This window comes from Chitinophaga sp. Ak27 (assembly GCF_012726295.1).
GTDB lineage: Bacteria > Bacteroidota > Bacteroidia > Chitinophagales > Chitinophagaceae > Chitinophaga.
The window spans coordinates 15,147-33,477 of record NZ_JABAOB010000013.1 but is presented as its reverse complement, the minus strand read 5'-3'; the positions used below and the strand labels follow the sequence as shown (position 1 = coordinate 33,477).

Here is an 18,331-nt window from a genome sequence, read left to right as displayed (position 1 = left end):
TTTATTCCCGGTATCATTGCATTAAATGTGCGTGAAAAAGGACAGTTATAACTGTTATTAAATATTAGGAAGTTTTCATTTACTATCGTTGTGAATTTTATCTCCCTGTGGTGTTTACCATGGGGATTTTACCATTTAAATTATTTTTTATGAACCCTCATCCCTTGAAGCAGCAGCTGGGGCTATGCTGCATATTATTGTTACTGACAAGTGGCGCTGCCGCCCAAACTACGGCAGTTATTACCGGCAAGGTAGCCGACCGCCATGTTCCGCAGGTATCTCTTACTTACTGGACAGACCCCGGTATTTCCCCGGCCATTACGCAGGATACCTCACTGATTCCTGATTCCTTTTATTTCCGGATACCGCTGCCTGTGGGTGCAGCCGTGTTTTTTTATGCAGATGCCGGAACGGGCTATAGTTTTTATGGATTGATCCGTAGTGGCGACAGCATATGTATGAAAATGCGTGCAGATAGCCTGGCTTTAAGCGGCAACGGCGCACAGGTGTGCCGGGCGCTATATAACGCAAAGCGGGAGCAGGAGCGGATACCCGTGCCCGTTATATCTGATGCCGGCAAACTGGCGGCAGCTTTCCGGCAACAACTGGAGGTGGCCGGGCAAGTCCTGAACCATTACCGCGATAGTATGGACATGAAAACCTGGCAAGTAATCCGTGCACATATATATGGAGAAACGGCGGCCAAACTGGCGGGCACGTTCTGGAAGTTATCACCGGATCCCGACAGCACCCTGGAAGACCGGCAGCTGCTATTTTATAAAACAGCCCTGGCGCCGGCGTGGCCTGATATTGTGCCGTCAGATGTAACAGCGACGTCTATACGCTATTTGGGGTATCTGCTGCAAAAAGCAGAAGTAGATTATTTTGTGCAACATCGATATGAGTGTAGTAACCAGGCTATTTATGAATGGATTAAAACTCATTACAGTGGCAGGTTGCGTGATAAACTGCTGGCACATGAACTGATGCTTGGATTTGCGGCAGGCAATCAGCAGGAAGAGCAGGAGAATTGTGTACGCGACTACCTGCAAATAGTACAGGACGATGCCTGTAAACAGGCAGTGGCAAGGCTTTACGGGCGTTCGCGTAAAGGTATCAGCAGGGGAAGCGTAGCACCTCCCTTCACTTTTACAGATCAGCAAGGCAAACAGGTAGGCCTGCAGCAGTTCAGCGGAAAGGTAGTGCTGTTGCATTTCTATAGTGGCAGCGATCCGTTGCTGCATGCCCTTGCAGAAATAAAAAACTGCTTTGATGAAACCACGGTGACGTTTGTTAATATCTGCTGCGATGGCAATACTGTAAAGGATTTGCCGGGGTGGTTGCTGCGTATGGATGAACAACATCGCGATGTACTTACGCAATACAATATCAGTAGATATCCTACCTTAATTGTGGTGGGGAAGAATGGGAAAATATTTGCTACCAGACCGCCGGATCCCGCAGTGGATCACGGTACAGCGTTGGCTAACATTATCTATGAAGCATTATCGCAGTGAGTATTTTTAGGCGGAATATCCAATAAAATGATGATTAAAACGTTTAGTAAAAGTACGCAGCTAAACCGCATCAGCGCCATTGTTCTGCAGCTAAAATTTTAGAAAACCCGTTTAAACCAGAATGTTAATATTTACATTAAAATATATATATGAGAATACTGGTTTAATCAAGGCACATATCGTATATTCAGTAAATAACCGTTAAGACCCCTCTATGCCACATGCCAAAGCGTTATTTTGACAGACTACAGACCATTGATTACCTTATCAGGATCAAAGGGACCGGTAAGCCAGCTCAGTTAGCCAAGCGGCTTCGTATTTCCGAAAGAACACTCTATGAATTCCTCAAAATGATGAAGGAGTTAGGTGCTCCCATTGAGTACGACCGGTACAAGGAAAGTTATTATTACTCAGAAAAAGGTGGTTTCAATGTCAGGTTCTCGAAAAGCCTGATCACCGTGAGTACTATGTTACTTTTACTCCTGTATATTTGGTAAACATGGTCCGCGCACTGACCAGTTAGCCGGCTTTCCTGTTAGCTCCCACTGCGCCATCGTCGCCCACTTCCGGGCCTTAGATCCGTTTGTGCAACTGACAACCGTTGTTACAGGATCTTTTATGTAATCTTCCTGAAAGGGTGGACAGGCAAAGTATTGCTGCTATAGCAACCACTTTACTGTTCACCCTTCTTTTTCCGGAATACTTAACATTCGATTAACTGTTCCCTCCCTAAATAAATCCACCTTTAACGCCAACAGTATTTGTCAACTTTAATAAAGTATTATGCGAATAACCTTTTTTTCATCACGCGGTTTAGATTAGATTTTAGATAATACGCGGGTTTCTGTTCAGTCACCTGCCCTCTTTAATCTTCCATCGCTGTGGGCAACTGATACCGTTGTTTTTTCGTACCCGTAATAAACCTGAAGGCACTATGGTACTAAACTGCATCATAATAGGGGATGATCCTGCCGGATTTGAAAACCTGGAAAGTTACCTGTCCCGGATTCCCTGCGTTTACCTGGCCGGACGGTTTAAGACCATCGAAGAAGCTTCATTCTGGTTGCAAACCCGCACTATCCATGTAATGTTGGTCGGACACTATCCCGATCAGCTCCCAAAAGAACAAGTACAATGGAATGTATTACCCGTCATGCTGATGACGTATGAGGCATCACCGTCGTTCAGCTACGATGTACTGCCTGCAGCATTATTGCATGCTCCCCTTAACCAAACCGACCTGGATAACATATTTGATTACATTTATAATATCATCGACATGAGCGCAACTACGACACCCACTCAGTTACCCGCGTCTTACTTTATGCTTAAAACACAACACCGACACGAAAAAGTGATGTATGATGACCTGCAATATGTAGAGGTACTAGATGACCATATTACCCTGCATATGGTAGATCAGAAGCTGGTAACAACAGAAACACTTGATTGGATTATTGCACAACTACCTGCCAATGCCTTTATGAGAGTACATCGTTGGTTTGTGGTAGGCTTCCGCCATATTACACATCTTGACCAGGATCATGTAATGATAGGAGACGCCAGGATTGCCCTCACAACGGAGATGAGGAATGAACTCGCCAAACGCTATAAACTACCTTATTAAAGGAAAGGGCTCAGGGATGCAGTGAAGTAAGGATCTTGCCTGCCACCCCATTGGCATCTTCATCATAGGCATGCCCTCCGGGAAGTATCAGCTTTTGATACTGTATATTCAGCGCAGAAAAATTAAAATCCTTTTCTTCCGCCCCAAAAACCAAGAGCAATGGTTTGCCGGTCATCTTATTGATTTCAGCAGGCACACTCATGCCCCGGGTACTCGACTTACCCAGCATATCTGATACATGTACTTCCAGGTCGGTATAGAGTGAGGGCGATAAGAGCACTACATGCTTTACCTCTGCAGCGACATTGGCGGGTAAACTGTTGTAAATAAAAGGCAGCACATCGGCGCCCAGCGAGTAGCCTATTAATACTACGCCCTGCTGATGGCCCCATTGCGACTGGTAGTAGCTGATCAAGTTGGCTACATCCCTGGCCGCCTGCTGAGGGGTTTTTTTATTCCAGAAGTATTTGAGCGCATTAAGCGCCACAACCGGGTAGTTTTGTTGATGAAAGGATTCAATGACGTTGGCTGAAAACTTTTTCATACCCCCGTCGCCGGTAATGTAAAGAATTAACGGGGCAGTAGTGGTAGTAGCCGGCGCTTTGGTGACCACGGGCAAATTAACTGCCCCATTTTGTGCACTTGCCTGCAAGGCTATTGTTAGCATTAACAGCAAACAAGTCAATAATTTCCGGAATTCGGATAAACCTGGTAATAACATACGCTAAATTAACACCTGTCTGTAAAACAAATTCCATTCCGTGATTGTTCGCCCGCAATCAGGGTTGCATCACCTTGCTAAGGGCTGCTGGTAATTGTATCAAGTCAAAGTCATGTTCGTACACCAGGTATTTGTTGGTCCACTCAGTGGCGTATTTTTCTTTGAACTCACGTAATCCCTGGTAATGACGGAAAAAACGCAGCTTTTCATAGGCATATTTCACCATTTTTTCCGCAGTATTTGCCGGTTGTACAATGCCGGACATAGGTACCATGCCCAGGTTGAGGAACTGTAATTCCTTCTGTTGCGCATCTTGTATCAATGCAATAATCAACGCGTCCATTACACCTCCCGGAGCGTCGGAACGTTTACGGATCAGGTCATAGGTACATTCTCCCGGGGCATAGTCGGGAATAATATTCAAAAATGCAACGATCTTTCCTTCGGCATCGCTCACGGTAATGATATCCTGGTCCCGAACGCTTGACTCGTCAAATAATCCCTGCGAAAAAGTAAGCTCTTTTACCTCATACTGGTGTAGCCATTCATCACTTACCGCCCGGAGCTCGGCCAGCATGGCTGGCGTTTGCGGCGCCACATGGAAGGCGGTTACATAGCCTTTATTAGCCAGGCTGTTAAGCCCATTACGCAATGATTTCTTGTCCTTGCCGCTCAAAGTGAAATCCCGGATGTCCATGATGGCTTCCTGACCTATCAGCATCTTTTTCTTTTTCAGGTGACTGAAATAATAAGTGCTGTCTTCATCTACCCGGTAAAAAGCAGGCCGCAGGCCCATCTTACGGCATTGTTGTTCAAATTCAATTAATAGCATCAGCTTATTATCTTCGCTGCATACCGGTTCTTCCAGCACAATTGCAAAACTGCCTGCCACGCGATAGGCAATAAAACCTTCATGTTTTTCGGAAATAAATAACAATTTGTCCTGTCCCACTTTGAAATAATCCATAGGAGAATCGCCATACTGGCTCAGGTAAAAACGTGCTTTTTCCAGGTTGGTGTTGGTTTGCTGCGCTACATGCAGGTAAGGACGTATAATGGTATAAAAAAGAAAGGCCCAGGAGCTGACTCCCAATACGCGAATAGCGGACATAAACTCTTTCCCGAAACGGGTAACCGGTTGTAGGCCATCATCTTCCAGCAGCATAAAACAGTGGAAGGCATGCCGGATAGATTGCTGCCAGGTAAAGTCAATTCCAAAATGCCGCACATTCAGAAAATAAAAACCTATGGTGCCAAAAATCAACACCACCACCAATGTTGCCAATGCCGTTACTACCCCGATATTTACCAGCTGGGGATTACTTTTTACCCGGTACTGTTTGGCAGTAACCAGCAATATAATGCTCGTTACCAGTGCCAGCGAGGCTTCTTCGTAGTCGAGTGCTTTCCCGATGTGTCCCAATACCGACAACAACGATACCGACAAAGCCACTATCCATGCACTACGCAGTCCACGGATCAGGAAGGTAGCCGTTACTAACAGTACCAAACCAAGAAAAACTACCAACAGGTTAGTGGCATGTATAGAGGTGCCGGGGATATAAGCCCGTAAGATGTGCATACGATAAGATAACGGCGGCGTAAGCACAGAAAATATATTGACCATTCCCAACAGGAAAATCAAGATGGGGGGAACTAATCTTAATACCAGCTCCCGGCCTTTCAGCGCAAATGCAAATATGCCGGCAACCAGCGGAAGCCAAAATTCAAAAAGGCGGAATAGCAGCGTGATTTCCAGTGCCTGTAATGTGCTGTAGCCATAACTGTTGAGTATATACGCCAGGGATAGCTCTATGGCGCCCAATCCACGCAGGAAGGGAGAAATAATCAGGAAGATAGTAGCCACAATATAGCCTACACAGGCCGCTTCCAGCGAAGGAGTAACTCCTACGGCCAGCATGCTCAGGTATAAATGCGCCACGCCAGCCACTTCTATCAGTACTGAAGACAATACTGTATTCATGAAAGCGGGTACAGACAAATGAAAGGTAAAGATGTCGTCCACCTGGTGAGCAGCGCCCGGAAAATACTTTACCAGCAACTGGTAGGCTTTCCCTTTCGATTGCATAGACCTCACTAGCCAAACTACCAGCGCCAGCAAGGCACAAATGGCCCCCAGGCCCCATGCTGCGTCTTTCATGGTGGCGGCGTGAAACATGGCATATCCTACTACCGGGATGCCTACAAGGAAAACAGACAAGATGCCTACAAAGCCATAGATACCGGAAGCCTGGTGAATTTGTTGTTTATGTAACCCGGTACGGCGCAGGCTCTGGGGTAGATAAGCCAGCGAGCTGATGCCTCCTGCTGGCAGGAATACAGACAATAAATTGCGTTTCAGGAAAAGTTCTGTACTCTTAACTGTGTCCAGTCTCGCTCCCACGGCCCGGAAGCTAAAAACGTACATGCCCGCCTGCAGTAAGATATAAGCAGCCGTTACCAGCACGCCGATCACTACCCATCCCTGGTCGGCCTTTTCAATAGCAGGAATCAGCGAGTATAGTTCGTGGCGTTGGGAACGGAAGAAATAAATAGCTAAAAGTATAAATAGCACTGCTAACAGCTCTTTCAGGTGGAGCTTACGTAAAAATGCTGCAGTAAAAAATTTCGTTCTCAAAAGTCTGTAGGTTTCGTTGTTGATACTTGTTCGCACTAACCAGCTAAGTTACATCAACTTTTTTTAAGCAGATCCGTTACAGAAAAGAGTTTAAGGGTATTTTAATGCGCCGCGTTTCCTTTGCATTACTGCACTGGCAGCATCCCTTTTTCTTGAAGTTGTCTTGTGGTGACTGGGTGGGGCTATAAAACGTCCCGGCTTGTTCAGCCGGGATGTTTTTACAGGTTGAACTGTTTTATTGATTGTTGAGTGTTAATGCGTTAGTGCTCATATTGGTTGTAAGGTATCACGAGCACAGGGATGCGGGAGTGCCGGATAATGTATTCGGCGTTGCTGCCCAGTAGCATATGATCCAGACCGGTTCTGCCGTGGGTGCCTACTACCAGCATGGAAATATTGTTCCCATGTGCCTGATCTAATGTTTCATTCTTCGGGCTACCGGCGGTTACCAGGATTTTTATCCGGTCGCTGTCGGGATAATTTTGTCTGTACGTTTCCAGCCTTTCCTCTACTTCCCGGATACGGGCAGGAATATCATCTGTAAATACAGGACCACTTTCCGGCAAACCTATACCCATCCCTATTTCTACAACAGAAAAAAGGGTTACGTTGGCATCCATTTTACGGGCCCATTCTAATCCGGTGGTGATCAATTGTTCTGAAAAGTTGCCCAGGTCTACTGCGATCATAATGTTTGACATATGCCGATGTATTTATTGTGAACGATTATTCATTTTTAACTCATGCTTTCAGCCCATCCCAGCAAAGGTCGAAAGAGGTATTGATCTTACTCCGGTTAAGGGTAATACCGCTGTAATGCGTTTGCTTTACCAGCTCGTTGATGGTACCGATAATAAAGGTGAGTAACAGCCCGATGTCTGTACTTTTAATGAGTTGTTCCTGTTGTCCTCTGATCATTAATTCATAGAAAGGAGCCGTTAGCTGCAAGGCCTTTTCACGGGTTTCGGCCGTAATAAAAGGGGAGTGATAGCATTGCTCCAGGAAAACGCATTCTTCAAAGTTTTGCAGCTTATAGCGCAGGATATTTAGCCAGATGTGTTTGAAAGCCAGCTTGAAAGGCATTTGCGGCTGATATCCCTTAAAAGACACCTTTACAGAGTTTTCCCTGCAGGCAGCAAACAGGGCGTTAATCAGTTCGTCTTTTCCTTTGAAGTAAACATACACGGTACCTGTGGCGATACCGGCTTCCCGGGAAATGTCTCCCATAGTAATACCAGATAGCCCCTTTTTAGCCACCAGCTTGAGTGCTGCCTGGAATATCTGCACTACTTTTTTGTCATCTTTCAGTTTCACTATACAAATATAAGCGAATAAATATTCATTTTAAAAAATGAAAAAAACCTCCGCAGTAGAAACTGCAAAGGCGCTATAGCTAGATGATGATTAAATCAAAAACCCCTGGTTCGTTAGAACAAAGGGTATCTGTTTAAACAAGCGTCGATGGAAAAAATAGCCTGCCGGCCTGGAAAAACCGACAGGGACTGCTGAGATATTTCTTAGTTGTATGCATGATTAGTTGCCAGAACATGACATGAAACTGATACCGCAATATTAGGCGCCTAAGGTCCAGGGAGAGTTAACAGAATCCAAACAAGAATTGAAATAACGAGAACGGATGGAGCAGAAAGCATAAAGCGCAAAGCATAAAGCTATTGTGGAGAAAAACTTAGCGAGTTTAAATTCGCTTTAATCATTCGCCATAATAGCTTTATGCTTCTGCGCTAATAAAAAACCTCTGCTGATGACATACAGCAGAGGCGAGATAAAACATTCACATGGCATCCGCGACATAGCGTCAGATGCTTTTAACGCATTATAGCCTGTTAATTACTTTATGCAATTTTTGTGGAAGAGAACGCTATTAGTTGTTCTGACACCAAGCTGACCACTTGCATAACTAAATTAGATAATACTGGTCGTAATATTCGTTAACCGTTGGTTAACGGTACGCGTTATTGTACCATTTTCCCTTTCCCTGATACCATTTTTCCAGTCGTTTGTATATCCGGTAGGATATGTATATTTTTTACGGCTAATCATCTATCATAAAGCCTTTTATATGTTCCACCATATATCCCGATTGTTGTTATTGCTATGTTTGTGGATTGCTTTGCCAGCCACTGCACAGGACATGCCCGATATGTGGAATAAATCTGCCGCAGCTAATGCCACCCATCCGGGACTTCAATGGTTTCGCAGCGCCAAATTTGGACTGTTTATCCACTGGGGCCTTTATTCCAAACTGGGTGGACGCTGGAACGACAGCAGCTACTATGGCAGCGGCGAATGGATCATGCACCGGGCAAAAGCGCCGGCAACTACCTACGCAAAAGTGGCCGAAACCTTTAATCCCGTTGGCTTCGATGCCAACGAATGGGCCGAAACAGCCAGGGAAGCAGGTATCAAATACATGGTAATCACCGCCAAGCATCATGAAGGATTCAGCATGTATGATTCTAAAGTAACCGACTTCGATATTGTCGACGCATCCCCTTATAAGAAAGATCCCATGAAAGCGCTGTCGGCAGCCTGCAAAGCTAAAGGCATCCAGTTTGGGTTCTACTATTCCCAGTTCCTCGACTGGCACGAACCAAATGGAGGTGGCAATAACTGGGATTTTAAAGGAGAGAAAGATTATCAGCAATATTACCGCAGTAAATCCATCCCGCAGCTAAAAGAACTATTGACGAACTATGGTCCCCTCGGCATCATCTGGTTCGATATGCCCGGCGGCCTCTCTTCTGCGCAAACAAAGACCATGATCGACAGCCTTCGCCTGCTACAGCCCAATTGCCTGTTCAGCAGCCGCGTGGGCCACGACCTGGGAGACTACCGGGACTTTGGCGACTCTGAAGTGCCACCGGTACCCATTGCCGGCGCATGGGAATCGATTTATACACATAACGACTCCTGGGGCTATATTCAACATGATCTCAACTTTAAATCCCCTACAGAAATTATCCGCCTCCTGGCCAATGTGGCGTCCAAAGGAGGCAACCTGATGCTGAACGTTGGTCCCGATGGTAACGGTAAATGGCCTGCCTATTCTGTCGCCTACCTGAAAGCTACCGGTAAATGGCTGCAAACCTATGGCGAAAGCATTTACGGCACTACCTGGGGCCTCATCCCCGCTCAACCCTGGGGCGTCACCACCAGCAAACCCGGCAAGTTATTCCTGCATGTATGGCAAATGCCTGCCAACAGGCAAATACGGGTACCCGGCATCACCGCCAGGGTGAAGTCAGTGAAAATAATGGGAAGCAACACAGCGCTCTCCTGGAAACAACTACCGGAAGAAACTATTGTACAGCTCCCAGTAACCCTGCCGGATACACGCAATACAGTGTTGCTAATGGAATACAGCGGACAACAACCTGACTTGTCTCAGCTTCGTACACAAACAGTGAGCAGTGAATACCCAACGGCGGAAATCCCCGCAGTATGGGCGGTGTTCAATGGCAACGCCAAAACTAAACTGTTTACCTATTCACATTATTACGGTGACTGGAAACATGATAACTGCGTAGTTGGCATGACTACACCCGATGATGCAGTGGTATTTCCCCTTGATATTCAGGATGCCGGCGACTATAAAGTAATCCTGGACTATGCCTGCGAACCAGGCAACGCATCCCAGCAGGGACTGGTAACAGTGGGAGGGCAACGGTTGCCTTTCCTCACCCTTACTACTGGTACCTATAACAGTCACCTGCCCATGCCCTTTATTCAGCATTCGATTGGCATTATACATATTGACAAAGCAAGTAAACAAAACCTAACGGTGAAGCCGGTATCCGGCAATAAAAATGAGCTATGTTGGTTGAGGAAAGTAATCCTGCAGCCCGTGAAATAATTTTTTAAGCAGTACAAGAACATGAAAAAAAGAATTCTCTTCCTGGGATGGGCATTTAGCCTGCATGCCGGTATGGCTCACGCACAGGTGAAAGCCCCTGCAAAGGACTGGTTGATTGATCATAAGCCCTATGTGGCCACAGTAATGGAAAAAGATAAGACAATTACCCTTAGCAATGGTTTGCTGAGCCGTAGTTTTCGTATAACCCCCAACGTTGTTTGCACCGACTATCGCAACCTGGTAAACGGTGACCAATTGCTGCGCGCGGTGAAACCAGAGGCCCGTATTACAGTTAATGGGCACGACTATATGATTGGTGGGGCATATGGGCAGCCGCAGCAGGCTTACCTGCTACCCGCCTGGCTCGATAAACTGACAGCCGGCGATAAAGATTTTAAATATACCGGCCACCAGGTAACCAATATACAGCCGTACCTGAAATGGAAAGCCGGCGGTTGGAGCAGCAATCCTCATCAGCCTACCGGAAAGGCCCTGGTATTTAGTTACCAATCCGCCGTGCCGGAATTAAAAGGCATCGAAGTAAAAGTGCATTATGAAATATTCGATGGTATTCCCTTATTGGCGAAATGGCTGGAGATTACCAACGGAAGCGGCCAACCTGTTAAGTTACACCAGGTAGTTAACGAAATACTGGCTACACCGGAAGAAGAATCGGCCGTGGTTGGCAGCGTAACTAAAATGCAGGTGCCACACAACATCTATGTTGAAAGTAACTATGCTTTCAACAATGCCATGAAAGCCAATCTCAGTGATCAAACCACGCACTGGAAGGCGGATAGTACCTATACTTCCCAGGTGAATTACGACTATCAGACACCATGTTTACTGGAAGTGTATCCCACTGTGCCTGTAGGAATCAGCATGGCAGCAGGAGAACATTACGAATCTATCCGTACTTACGAATTGTTACTGGATAGCTACGACCGCGAACGCAATGGCCTGAGCAAACGTCGTTTCTATCGCACCGTAGCGCCGTGGACAACCGAAAATCCCATCTTTATGCACCTGGTCAACAGCGACCCGGGGAAGGTGAAAAATATTATCGACCAATGTGCGGCTACCGGTTACGAGGGCGTGATCCTGAGTTTCGGCAGCGGCCTGAATATGGAAGATACCAGTGCTGCCAATATCGCTAAGTTTAAAGCCCTGGCAGATTACGCGCATAGCAAACAGGTGATGCTGGGTGGTTATTCGCTCTTTTCAAGCAGGCGTATCAGTGAGGAGGACGATGTGATCAACCCTGTTACCGGTAAAACCGGCGGCGCCTTTTTCGGCAACGCCCCTTGCCTGGGAAGTAAATGGGGCCTTAGTTACCTGGAGAAGATAAAGTACTTTTTCAGTAGTACCGGCTTCGATATTTTTGAAAATGATGGTCCTTACCCGGGCGATGTATGTGCATCAGTGAAGCACCCCGGGCATACTGGCCTGGACGATTCCCAATGGAAGCAGATGCTGTTGCAGAAAGGATTGTACCATTGGATGAATGAAAGAGGCGTATATGTAAATGCACCTGACTGGTATTTCCTGGATGGTACCAACAAAATAGCATTGGGTTACCGGGAAGTGAACTTTTCATTACCCAGAGCAGAACAGCTCATCCTCAACAGGCAAAATATTTTTGATGGCACCTGGGAAAAAACACCACCTATGGGTTGGGGGTTTGTTCCGCTCAGCGAGTACCAGGGCGGCGGCGCAGCAGCAACACTGGAACCGCTGAAAGATCACCTGGATACCTACGAACAGCTGATGGCGCAATACTACGGCGCTGGGATACAGGCTTGTTACCGCGGACCGCGTTTATACGATACCGATAGTACAAAAGTCCTGGTGAAAAATATGATCGGCTGGTATAAAAAGTACCGCGATATTTTGAACACCGACGTCATTCACCTGCGTAGAGCGGATGGGCGCGACTGGGATGGTATTATGCATGTTAGCCCAACGTTGCCGCAAAAGGCTTTGGCCATGTTGTACAATCCCACCGGAGAGGATATCACCAGGGAAATAGCCCTGCCCCTGTATTACAGCGGCCTGACGAACCAGGTACGCATCCGGGAGAAAGAAGGCGCGTTAAAAACGTATGCGCTCGACCGTACGTACTGCGCTCACGTAAAGGTGAGGATACCGGCAGGCGGATATACCTGGTTGGTAGCAGAATAGACAGTGTATCAAACCAAATCTGTATAAATTATCATTATGAAAAAACTATTAATTTGTGTTGCCATGTTGCTGAGTCTTTTCCTGCAGGGAAAGGCCCAGGAAAAGAAAATTTTTAACGAAACAGACGCACAAAAAGAGGCCAGGCTCGCCTGGTGGGTAAATGACCGTTTCGGTATGTTTATTCACTGGGGACTGTATTCTATGCCGGCACGCCATGAATGGATAAAGAATTACGAGCGTTTAACAGACAGTGCTTATCAAAAGTATTTCGATCTCTATAATCCTGACCTGTATAATCCACGGGAATGGGCCCGTCAGGCAAAAGCTGCCGGGATGAAATATGCAGTGATTACTACCAAGCACCATGAAGGTTTCTGCCTGTTCGATTCAAAATTTACCGACTACAAGGCCACTAATACGGCTGCTAAGAAAGACCTGATAAAAGAATGGGTGGAAGCATTTCGTGCTGAAGGTCTGAAAGTTGGATTCTACTATTCGCTGATCGACTGGCATCATCCTGATTTTACGATTGATCGTGTGCACCCGCAGCGCCCCAACGATCCGAAAGATTACGACAGGCTGAACAAAGGCCGTGATATGGAAAAATATCGCGCCTACCTGAAAAATCAGCTGAAAGAACTGATGACTAATTATGGTAAGATTGACATCCTGTGGACGGACTTCTCTTACCCCGGCGAGCATGGAAAAGATCATAACGACTGGAATTCACTGGAATTGATTAAAATGATCCGCAAACTGCAACCGGGTATTATCATCAACGATCGCCTCGACCTGGGCGAATACGACGATGGTGGCGACTTTGCTACACCGGAACAGTACAAGGTGTCTGAATGGCCTACCCGCAATGGCAAGCGCATTCATTGGGAAACCTGTCAAACTTTTTCCGGATCCTGGGGATATTACCGTGATGAAACCTCCTGGAAAGACAACAAACAATTACTGGTACTCCTGATTGAATCTGTAAGTAAAGGCGGTAACCTGTTACTGAACGTAGGTCCCACCTCCCGTGGCACTTTCGATGTTCGTGCACAGGAAAGACTGAAAGGAATGGGAGAATGGATGCAGGTAAATGGGCGCGCTATATACGGATGTACAGAAGCGCCGGCGGAATTTAAGCGTCCTGATAACAGCCTGTTGACTTACAATCCCACTACAAAAAGGTTGTATGTACACCTGTTGGATTATCCCTTGCAGCGTTTCGAATTACCAGGTTTAAAAGGCAAAGTGAAATATGCACAATTGCTGAGCGATGGGTCGGAAATAAAAATGCGTGGTACGGATAAAGGTGACCTGGCGCTGGATTTGCCGGTGCGCAAGCCTAATGATGAAATACCAGTAATAGAACTCGTATTGCAGTAGAAAGTTTTTTGTTAGCTATCGGGGAGATGGAAAAGGCGTCGGCCATTTCTGTTTCCCCATTTTTTTAAATCCGGCACAGAAAGATTTTTGTAGAAATTATGCGGAAGATGTATATTTTTATGCTCACCATTTTTTATTGTCAAACATCCCGGATGAGAAGAGCTTATTATTGCACGGCTATGTTGCTGTTATTGGCGGTGGTATCCTTTAGTTTTACAAAGCCATCACCAGCCGCTAAGCCTCCGAATATTGTGATCATCTTCATGGATGATATGGGATATGGGGATCTTGAATGTTATGCCGGTACGCCCTGGCATACGCCTAACATTAACCGCATGGCTGCACAAGGCATGCGATTCACTTACTTTTATGTGGCGCAGGCAGTATGTTCTGCTTCCCGGGCAGGTTTGCTGACCGGCTGCTATCCCAACCGGGTGGGGATTAACGGTGCTTTGTGGCCTACAGCGCCTATTGCATTGGACACAGCGGAACAAACTATTGCGACCATCCTGAAACAGCAGGGATATCATACCGGTATGGTGGGTAAATGGCATTTGGGTAGTAAAGTACCCTGGCTACCTTTGCAACATGGGTTTGATGAATACCTGGGATTACCTTATTCCAATGATATGTGGCCGGTGCACTATGATGGAAAGCCTTATGCAGACACATCTGCCAACTCACGAAAAAACTATCCGCCTTTACCTTTAATAGAAGGAAATAAGCCGTTGAAATATATCCGCACTCTCGAAGATCAGGCGCAACTAACGACTATCTATACAGAGCGTGCATGCAAGTTTATTAAAGCCAACAAGCAACAGCCTTTCTTCCTTTACCTGGCGCATAGTATGCCGCATGTTCCCATTGCAGTATCCGATAAGCACAAAGGAAAAAGTAAAGATGGTTTATTTGGAGATGTGATCACAGAAATTGACTGGTCGGTAGGAGAGGTGTTAAAGACCCTCGAAGAAAATGGATTGGCGGACAATACACTGGTGGTGTTTACCAGTGACAACGGTCCCTGGTTATCGTATGGCAACCACGCCGGAAATACCGGCGGATTGCGTGAGGGTAAAGGTACTTCCTGGGAAGGCGGTATCAGGGTGCCCTGCATTATGCGCTGGCCTGGTAAGATTCCAGCAGGAACTGTGTGTAATAAAATGGCGGCTACCATCGATTTGCTGCCTACCATTGCCAACTTGTGTGGTGCAAGTTTACCGGCTAGAAAAATTGATGGGGTAGACGTGAAGTCATTGTTATTTAATGACCCGGATGCAAACCCTCGCGATGAGCTGGCCGTATATTACCAGGTAAATAGCCTGCAGGCTATTCGCAGGGGCCCCTGGAAGCTGGTGTTACCGCACAGGGCCAGAACTTATAAGTTGAACTTGCCAGGCTATGATGGTTTTCCGGGGGCGCAACCAGAGGTAGATGTCCCTTTGGCTTTGTACGATATGCGCCGCGATCCCGGGGAAACACTCGATGTACAGAAACAGTTCCCGGAAGTGGTGAAGTCGATGTTGGCGGTAGCAGAAAAATACCGGCACGATTTAGGTGATGACCTGACAGGTGTGAAAGGAACAGCGCGGAGAGCTGCCGGAAAGGTACAATAGTAATATATGTATTTAAATATAATTTGTTTTTAATGAGGAGAGTGCCAACTTTTAAAGAGTTGATTGAGAAACCTTTACATTCCTGTTAATCCAATAAAAAACTAAGGAGTACCACGTTATACGTTTTGTTTATTCGTAATATAAAACAAATTGTATATTAATATTTATTGAAAAACCATATAGTTATCCGATTGACTGCTGCATGTAATTGTTTCAAATTTGTTACGGGTATGGAAACCGTGTAATCTTTCCATTTTTAATTATCAACCATACCAGCTTCCGAAAACTTGCAGTTATCAATGGGAGATTTCATATGAATATACATAACCCAAAAGGAATATTATGAAAAAAGTGCGGCCTATAAGTCCTGGTAGTTTGGGAGAAGCGCGCGTCTTGGAAGTAGCTGGATTGCACAGCGAATCATCAGAAGTGTTACAACAATTAGCAAAAGATATCTGCAACCTGGTTTTTATGGATATAGAGATACCTGGATTGACTGCGATAGAAGCCGCCAGCATAGTAAAAGCAGCGTACCCTGACATTAATGTATTATTGCTTACATTGAATGAGAAGGAACAGGAATTAACAACGGTGTCAGCAGTTACAAAAGAATTTGAACCGGATTATGTGCCACCGGTTTCCTTGTCAGAGTTTATTTCTCAAGTCTATGAGACGGCTTTGCAGTCGAATTTAGTGGCGGTTAACAAAGTACTGGCTTATTTCCGGAAGGAAAAGCAAGTGCACCTGGACCCGTATGGGTTATCGCCACGGGAAAAAGAAATTCTACGATGCCTGGTAAATGGCGACACCTATAAACAGGTGGCTGATGGATGTCATATCAGCGTGGGGACTGTACGTTCCCATATCATGAATATTTACCGCAAACTGGATGTCAACTCCCGTTCCAATGCCATTGTAAAGGCGATGAAAGAACACCTGGTGTAAGGCCCCAGGCACTAGCCCCAGAAGCCATGCGACTTTACAGAGGCCCCTTGTTCACGTAAGGACGCGCGTACCAACCTGACCAGCTGATGATTGCCAGCCACATAGTAAGTAGTGTTTGTTACGGGAAATTGATAATGAAACAGCCATTCCTGCAAATCCGTAAAATAATGTTCGTTATTAGATAACGGCTGTACCGGCATTTGCAGCACTTGTGAGGTATTCGGCTCGTCCAGCTGCAGAAAGCAATGGAAGTCCTGTTCCGGGCTGATATGTTGATAAAGGGAATGAAAATGGCCTGCTGCACATGCATCGCCAATGCATACCACATGCCTGGTATCTGGTTGTGCGCTGCCACCACCTGGCCCTATATAAAATACTTCTTCTCCCGGTTGCAGGTCCATGGCCCAATAGCTACCGGTCCCTTCATGGTCGCAGTTGATCAGTAAGGTGGCAGTTTGCGTGCCGGCGTTCCAGTTAGCTACTGTATAATCACGATAAGCATGGGTACCCACTTCGCACTTGAGATGTTGTGTACAGCGACAAGGTAAAGGTTGTGGCAACTGCAGATCAAGTTGTAAAAGAAAATTACCAATTCGTTTTGCTGTGGTTACCTGGGCGGTTTTCCGTATACGCGACATTAATAAATGGGTCGCCCTATCTTTAATTGAAAACATGTAAGCTACTTTTTGGATGTTAAATAATTCACCGGCAATGAACGGGCTGGGCCGGCGGGATTAATGGCAGCAAAGCTACCGGACCTGGAGGTGCCTATTATTATACTATTCAGGGTTATAATTATACTTTTCACGGCTCGCAATGCGAAAAGCCATAGGTGTTTGATGGGTATGTTTTTTAAAAAAACGGTTGAAATAAGTGACCTCATTGAATCGCAAATGCCAGGCAATTTCCTTAATACCCAATGCGGAATGCAACAGCATGCGTTTGGCTTCCAAAACACGCCGGGCAGCCAGCAGTGCGGATGCGGTTTGACCAGTTTCCTGCTTCACTACTTCATTCAGGTAACCAGCGCTCACATGCAAGGCATCTGCATAGTCGGCGGGGCTGATCCAGCGACGCAAATGCACCTCCATCAATTCCCGGTAACGGGTGAGCAATGCAGGCGGCGGCATGCTGCTGGTGCTTTGATCGGGTAAGCAGCGCATAAATTTTATCAGCAATACCGCCAGGTAATGTTGCAGGAGCTGTTCCTGTTGCGAACAACGGTTGCTGACTTCCTGGTGCAACACCTCGCATAGATGCCATATTTCATTAAATGCTGATGTGGGTGGAGTGATGGCTTCCTTCATCAAAAACGGTGATATCGATATATCTGCCGGTATAAAGTCAGGCATAAAAGAAATCAGGAAAAGATCTTCTGTTGTTTCGATATCCCCCGGCATGTGCACCTGCCAGGGCGATAAAAGAAACATACTTTCCGGAGGCAGTACTACCTGCTGGAAATCCACCATATGCTGACTACGTTGCCTACGGGCAACAATGAGTGTGTAAAACTCGTGCCGATGGGCCTTGTTTAAGTCGGCATGCGGTGCATGACTTATTTCTCCGGAAGCTTTATAATGAACGTCAATCAACAAACCAGGGTCGATCAGTAAATCCTCAAGCCGGTAAGATGCAATGACGGGTTGTTTGTTTTTTCTCATAGCGATATAATAGGCAGACGAATAAGCGAGCTAATTATTGTGCCTCGCTTGAAAAAGATACCTGAAATAGATAAAATTGCATCTGTTTTAATACAATCGATTGCATATTTTCGGAGAATAATCACCACCAAGCAACTATATACCTGTAGAAGATAAAGTAAACCACGGATGAAA

General features: G+C 46.0%; 14 protein-coding genes. 8 read left to right on the top strand and 6 right to left on the bottom strand.

The annotated features are described in order from the left end of the window. Nucleotides 1–149 precede the first annotated feature (149 nt). From HGH90_RS30195 to HGH90_RS30185, 3 genes are all read left to right on the top strand, one after another. Nucleotides 150–1,517 (top strand): TlpA family protein disulfide reductase, encoded by a 1,368-nt coding sequence (locus HGH90_RS30195; protein ID WP_169192666.1) that lies wholly within the window; start codon nt 150–152, stop codon nt 1,515–1,517. 221 nt (nt 1,518–1,738) lie between these two features. Next, nucleotides 1,739–2,014, top strand: a complete 276-nt coding sequence (locus HGH90_RS30190) for an HTH domain-containing protein (RefSeq protein ID WP_169192665.1) — start codon at nt 1,739–1,741, stop codon at nt 2,012–2,014. Between the two features lie 437 nt (nt 2,015–2,451). Continuing rightward, on the top strand, nt 2,452–3,144 hold the full coding sequence (locus HGH90_RS30185; protein ID WP_169192664.1) for a LytR/AlgR family response regulator transcription factor: 693 nt from the start codon (nt 2,452–2,454) through the stop codon (nt 3,142–3,144). Between the two features lie 10 nt (nt 3,145–3,154). On the opposite strand, the gene HGH90_RS30180 is transcribed toward HGH90_RS30185, so the two are convergent. The 4 genes from HGH90_RS30180 to HGH90_RS30165 form a co-directional block, all read right to left on the bottom strand. Continuing rightward, on the bottom strand, nt 3,155–3,865 hold the full coding sequence (locus tag HGH90_RS30180; RefSeq protein ID WP_169192663.1) for an AcvB/VirJ family lysyl-phosphatidylglycerol hydrolase: 711 nt from the start codon (nt 3,863–3,865) through the stop codon (nt 3,155–3,157). A 58-nt stretch (nt 3,866–3,923) separates the two neighbouring features. Then, nucleotides 3,924–6,503 carry a phosphatidylglycerol lysyltransferase domain-containing protein gene (locus HGH90_RS30175; RefSeq protein ID WP_169192662.1) on the bottom strand — a complete coding sequence of 860 codons (2,580 nt, stop codon included), beginning with the start codon at nt 6,501–6,503 and terminating at the stop codon, nt 3,924–3,926. 260 nt (nt 6,504–6,763) lie between these two features. Then, nucleotides 6,764–7,204 carry a universal stress protein gene (locus tag HGH90_RS30170; RefSeq protein ID WP_169192661.1) on the bottom strand — a complete coding sequence of 147 codons (441 nt, stop codon included), beginning with the start codon at nt 7,202–7,204 and terminating at the stop codon, nt 6,764–6,766. Between the two features lie 40 nt (nt 7,205–7,244). Next, entirely contained in the window at nt 7,245–7,817 is a 573-nt protein-coding gene (locus tag HGH90_RS30165) for a TetR/AcrR family transcriptional regulator (RefSeq protein WP_168766086.1), read from the bottom strand. Nucleotides 7,818–8,583: 766 nt separating this feature from the next. Between HGH90_RS30165 and HGH90_RS30160 the strand changes: the two genes are divergently transcribed. The 5 genes from HGH90_RS30160 (at nt 8,584) to HGH90_RS30140 (ending at nt 16,496) form a co-directional block, all read left to right on the top strand. Continuing rightward, nucleotides 8,584–10,377: an alpha-L-fucosidase gene (locus tag HGH90_RS30160; protein ID WP_169192660.1), complete on the top strand. Its 1,794-nt coding sequence runs from the start codon at nt 8,584–8,586 to the stop codon at nt 10,375–10,377. A gap of 21 nt (nt 10,378–10,398) precedes the next feature. Beyond that, complete coding sequence (locus HGH90_RS30155) at nt 10,399–12,558, top strand: alpha-galactosidase (protein WP_211172710.1); 2,160 nt, start codon at nt 10,399–10,401, stop codon at nt 12,556–12,558. Between the two features lie 36 nt (nt 12,559–12,594). Beyond that, nucleotides 12,595–13,938 (top strand): alpha-L-fucosidase, encoded by a 1,344-nt coding sequence (locus tag HGH90_RS30150; protein ID WP_168766082.1) that lies wholly within the window; start codon nt 12,595–12,597, stop codon nt 13,936–13,938. A 152-nt stretch (nt 13,939–14,090) separates the two neighbouring features. After that, on the top strand, nt 14,091–15,551 hold the full coding sequence (locus HGH90_RS30145; RefSeq protein WP_169192659.1) for a sulfatase: 1,461 nt from the start codon (nt 14,091–14,093) through the stop codon (nt 15,549–15,551). Nucleotides 15,552–15,893: 342 nt separating this feature from the next. Continuing rightward, nucleotides 15,894–16,496 carry a response regulator transcription factor gene (locus tag HGH90_RS30140; protein WP_168766078.1) on the top strand — a complete coding sequence of 201 codons (603 nt, stop codon included), beginning with the start codon at nt 15,894–15,896 and terminating at the stop codon, nt 16,494–16,496. Between the two features lie 11 nt (nt 16,497–16,507). On the opposite strand, the gene HGH90_RS30135 is transcribed toward HGH90_RS30140, so the two are convergent. Next, the gene (locus HGH90_RS30135; RefSeq protein ID WP_169192658.1) at nt 16,508–17,170 is read right to left on the bottom strand and encodes a siderophore-interacting protein; all 663 of its coding nucleotides are present in this window, start codon (nt 17,168–17,170) and stop codon (nt 16,508–16,510) included. 105 nt (nt 17,171–17,275) lie between these two features. Beyond that, nucleotides 17,276–18,157 (bottom strand): AraC family transcriptional regulator, encoded by an 882-nt coding sequence (locus tag HGH90_RS30130; RefSeq protein ID WP_168766075.1) that lies wholly within the window; start codon nt 18,155–18,157, stop codon nt 17,276–17,278. Nucleotides 18,158–18,331: the final 174 nt, after the last annotated feature.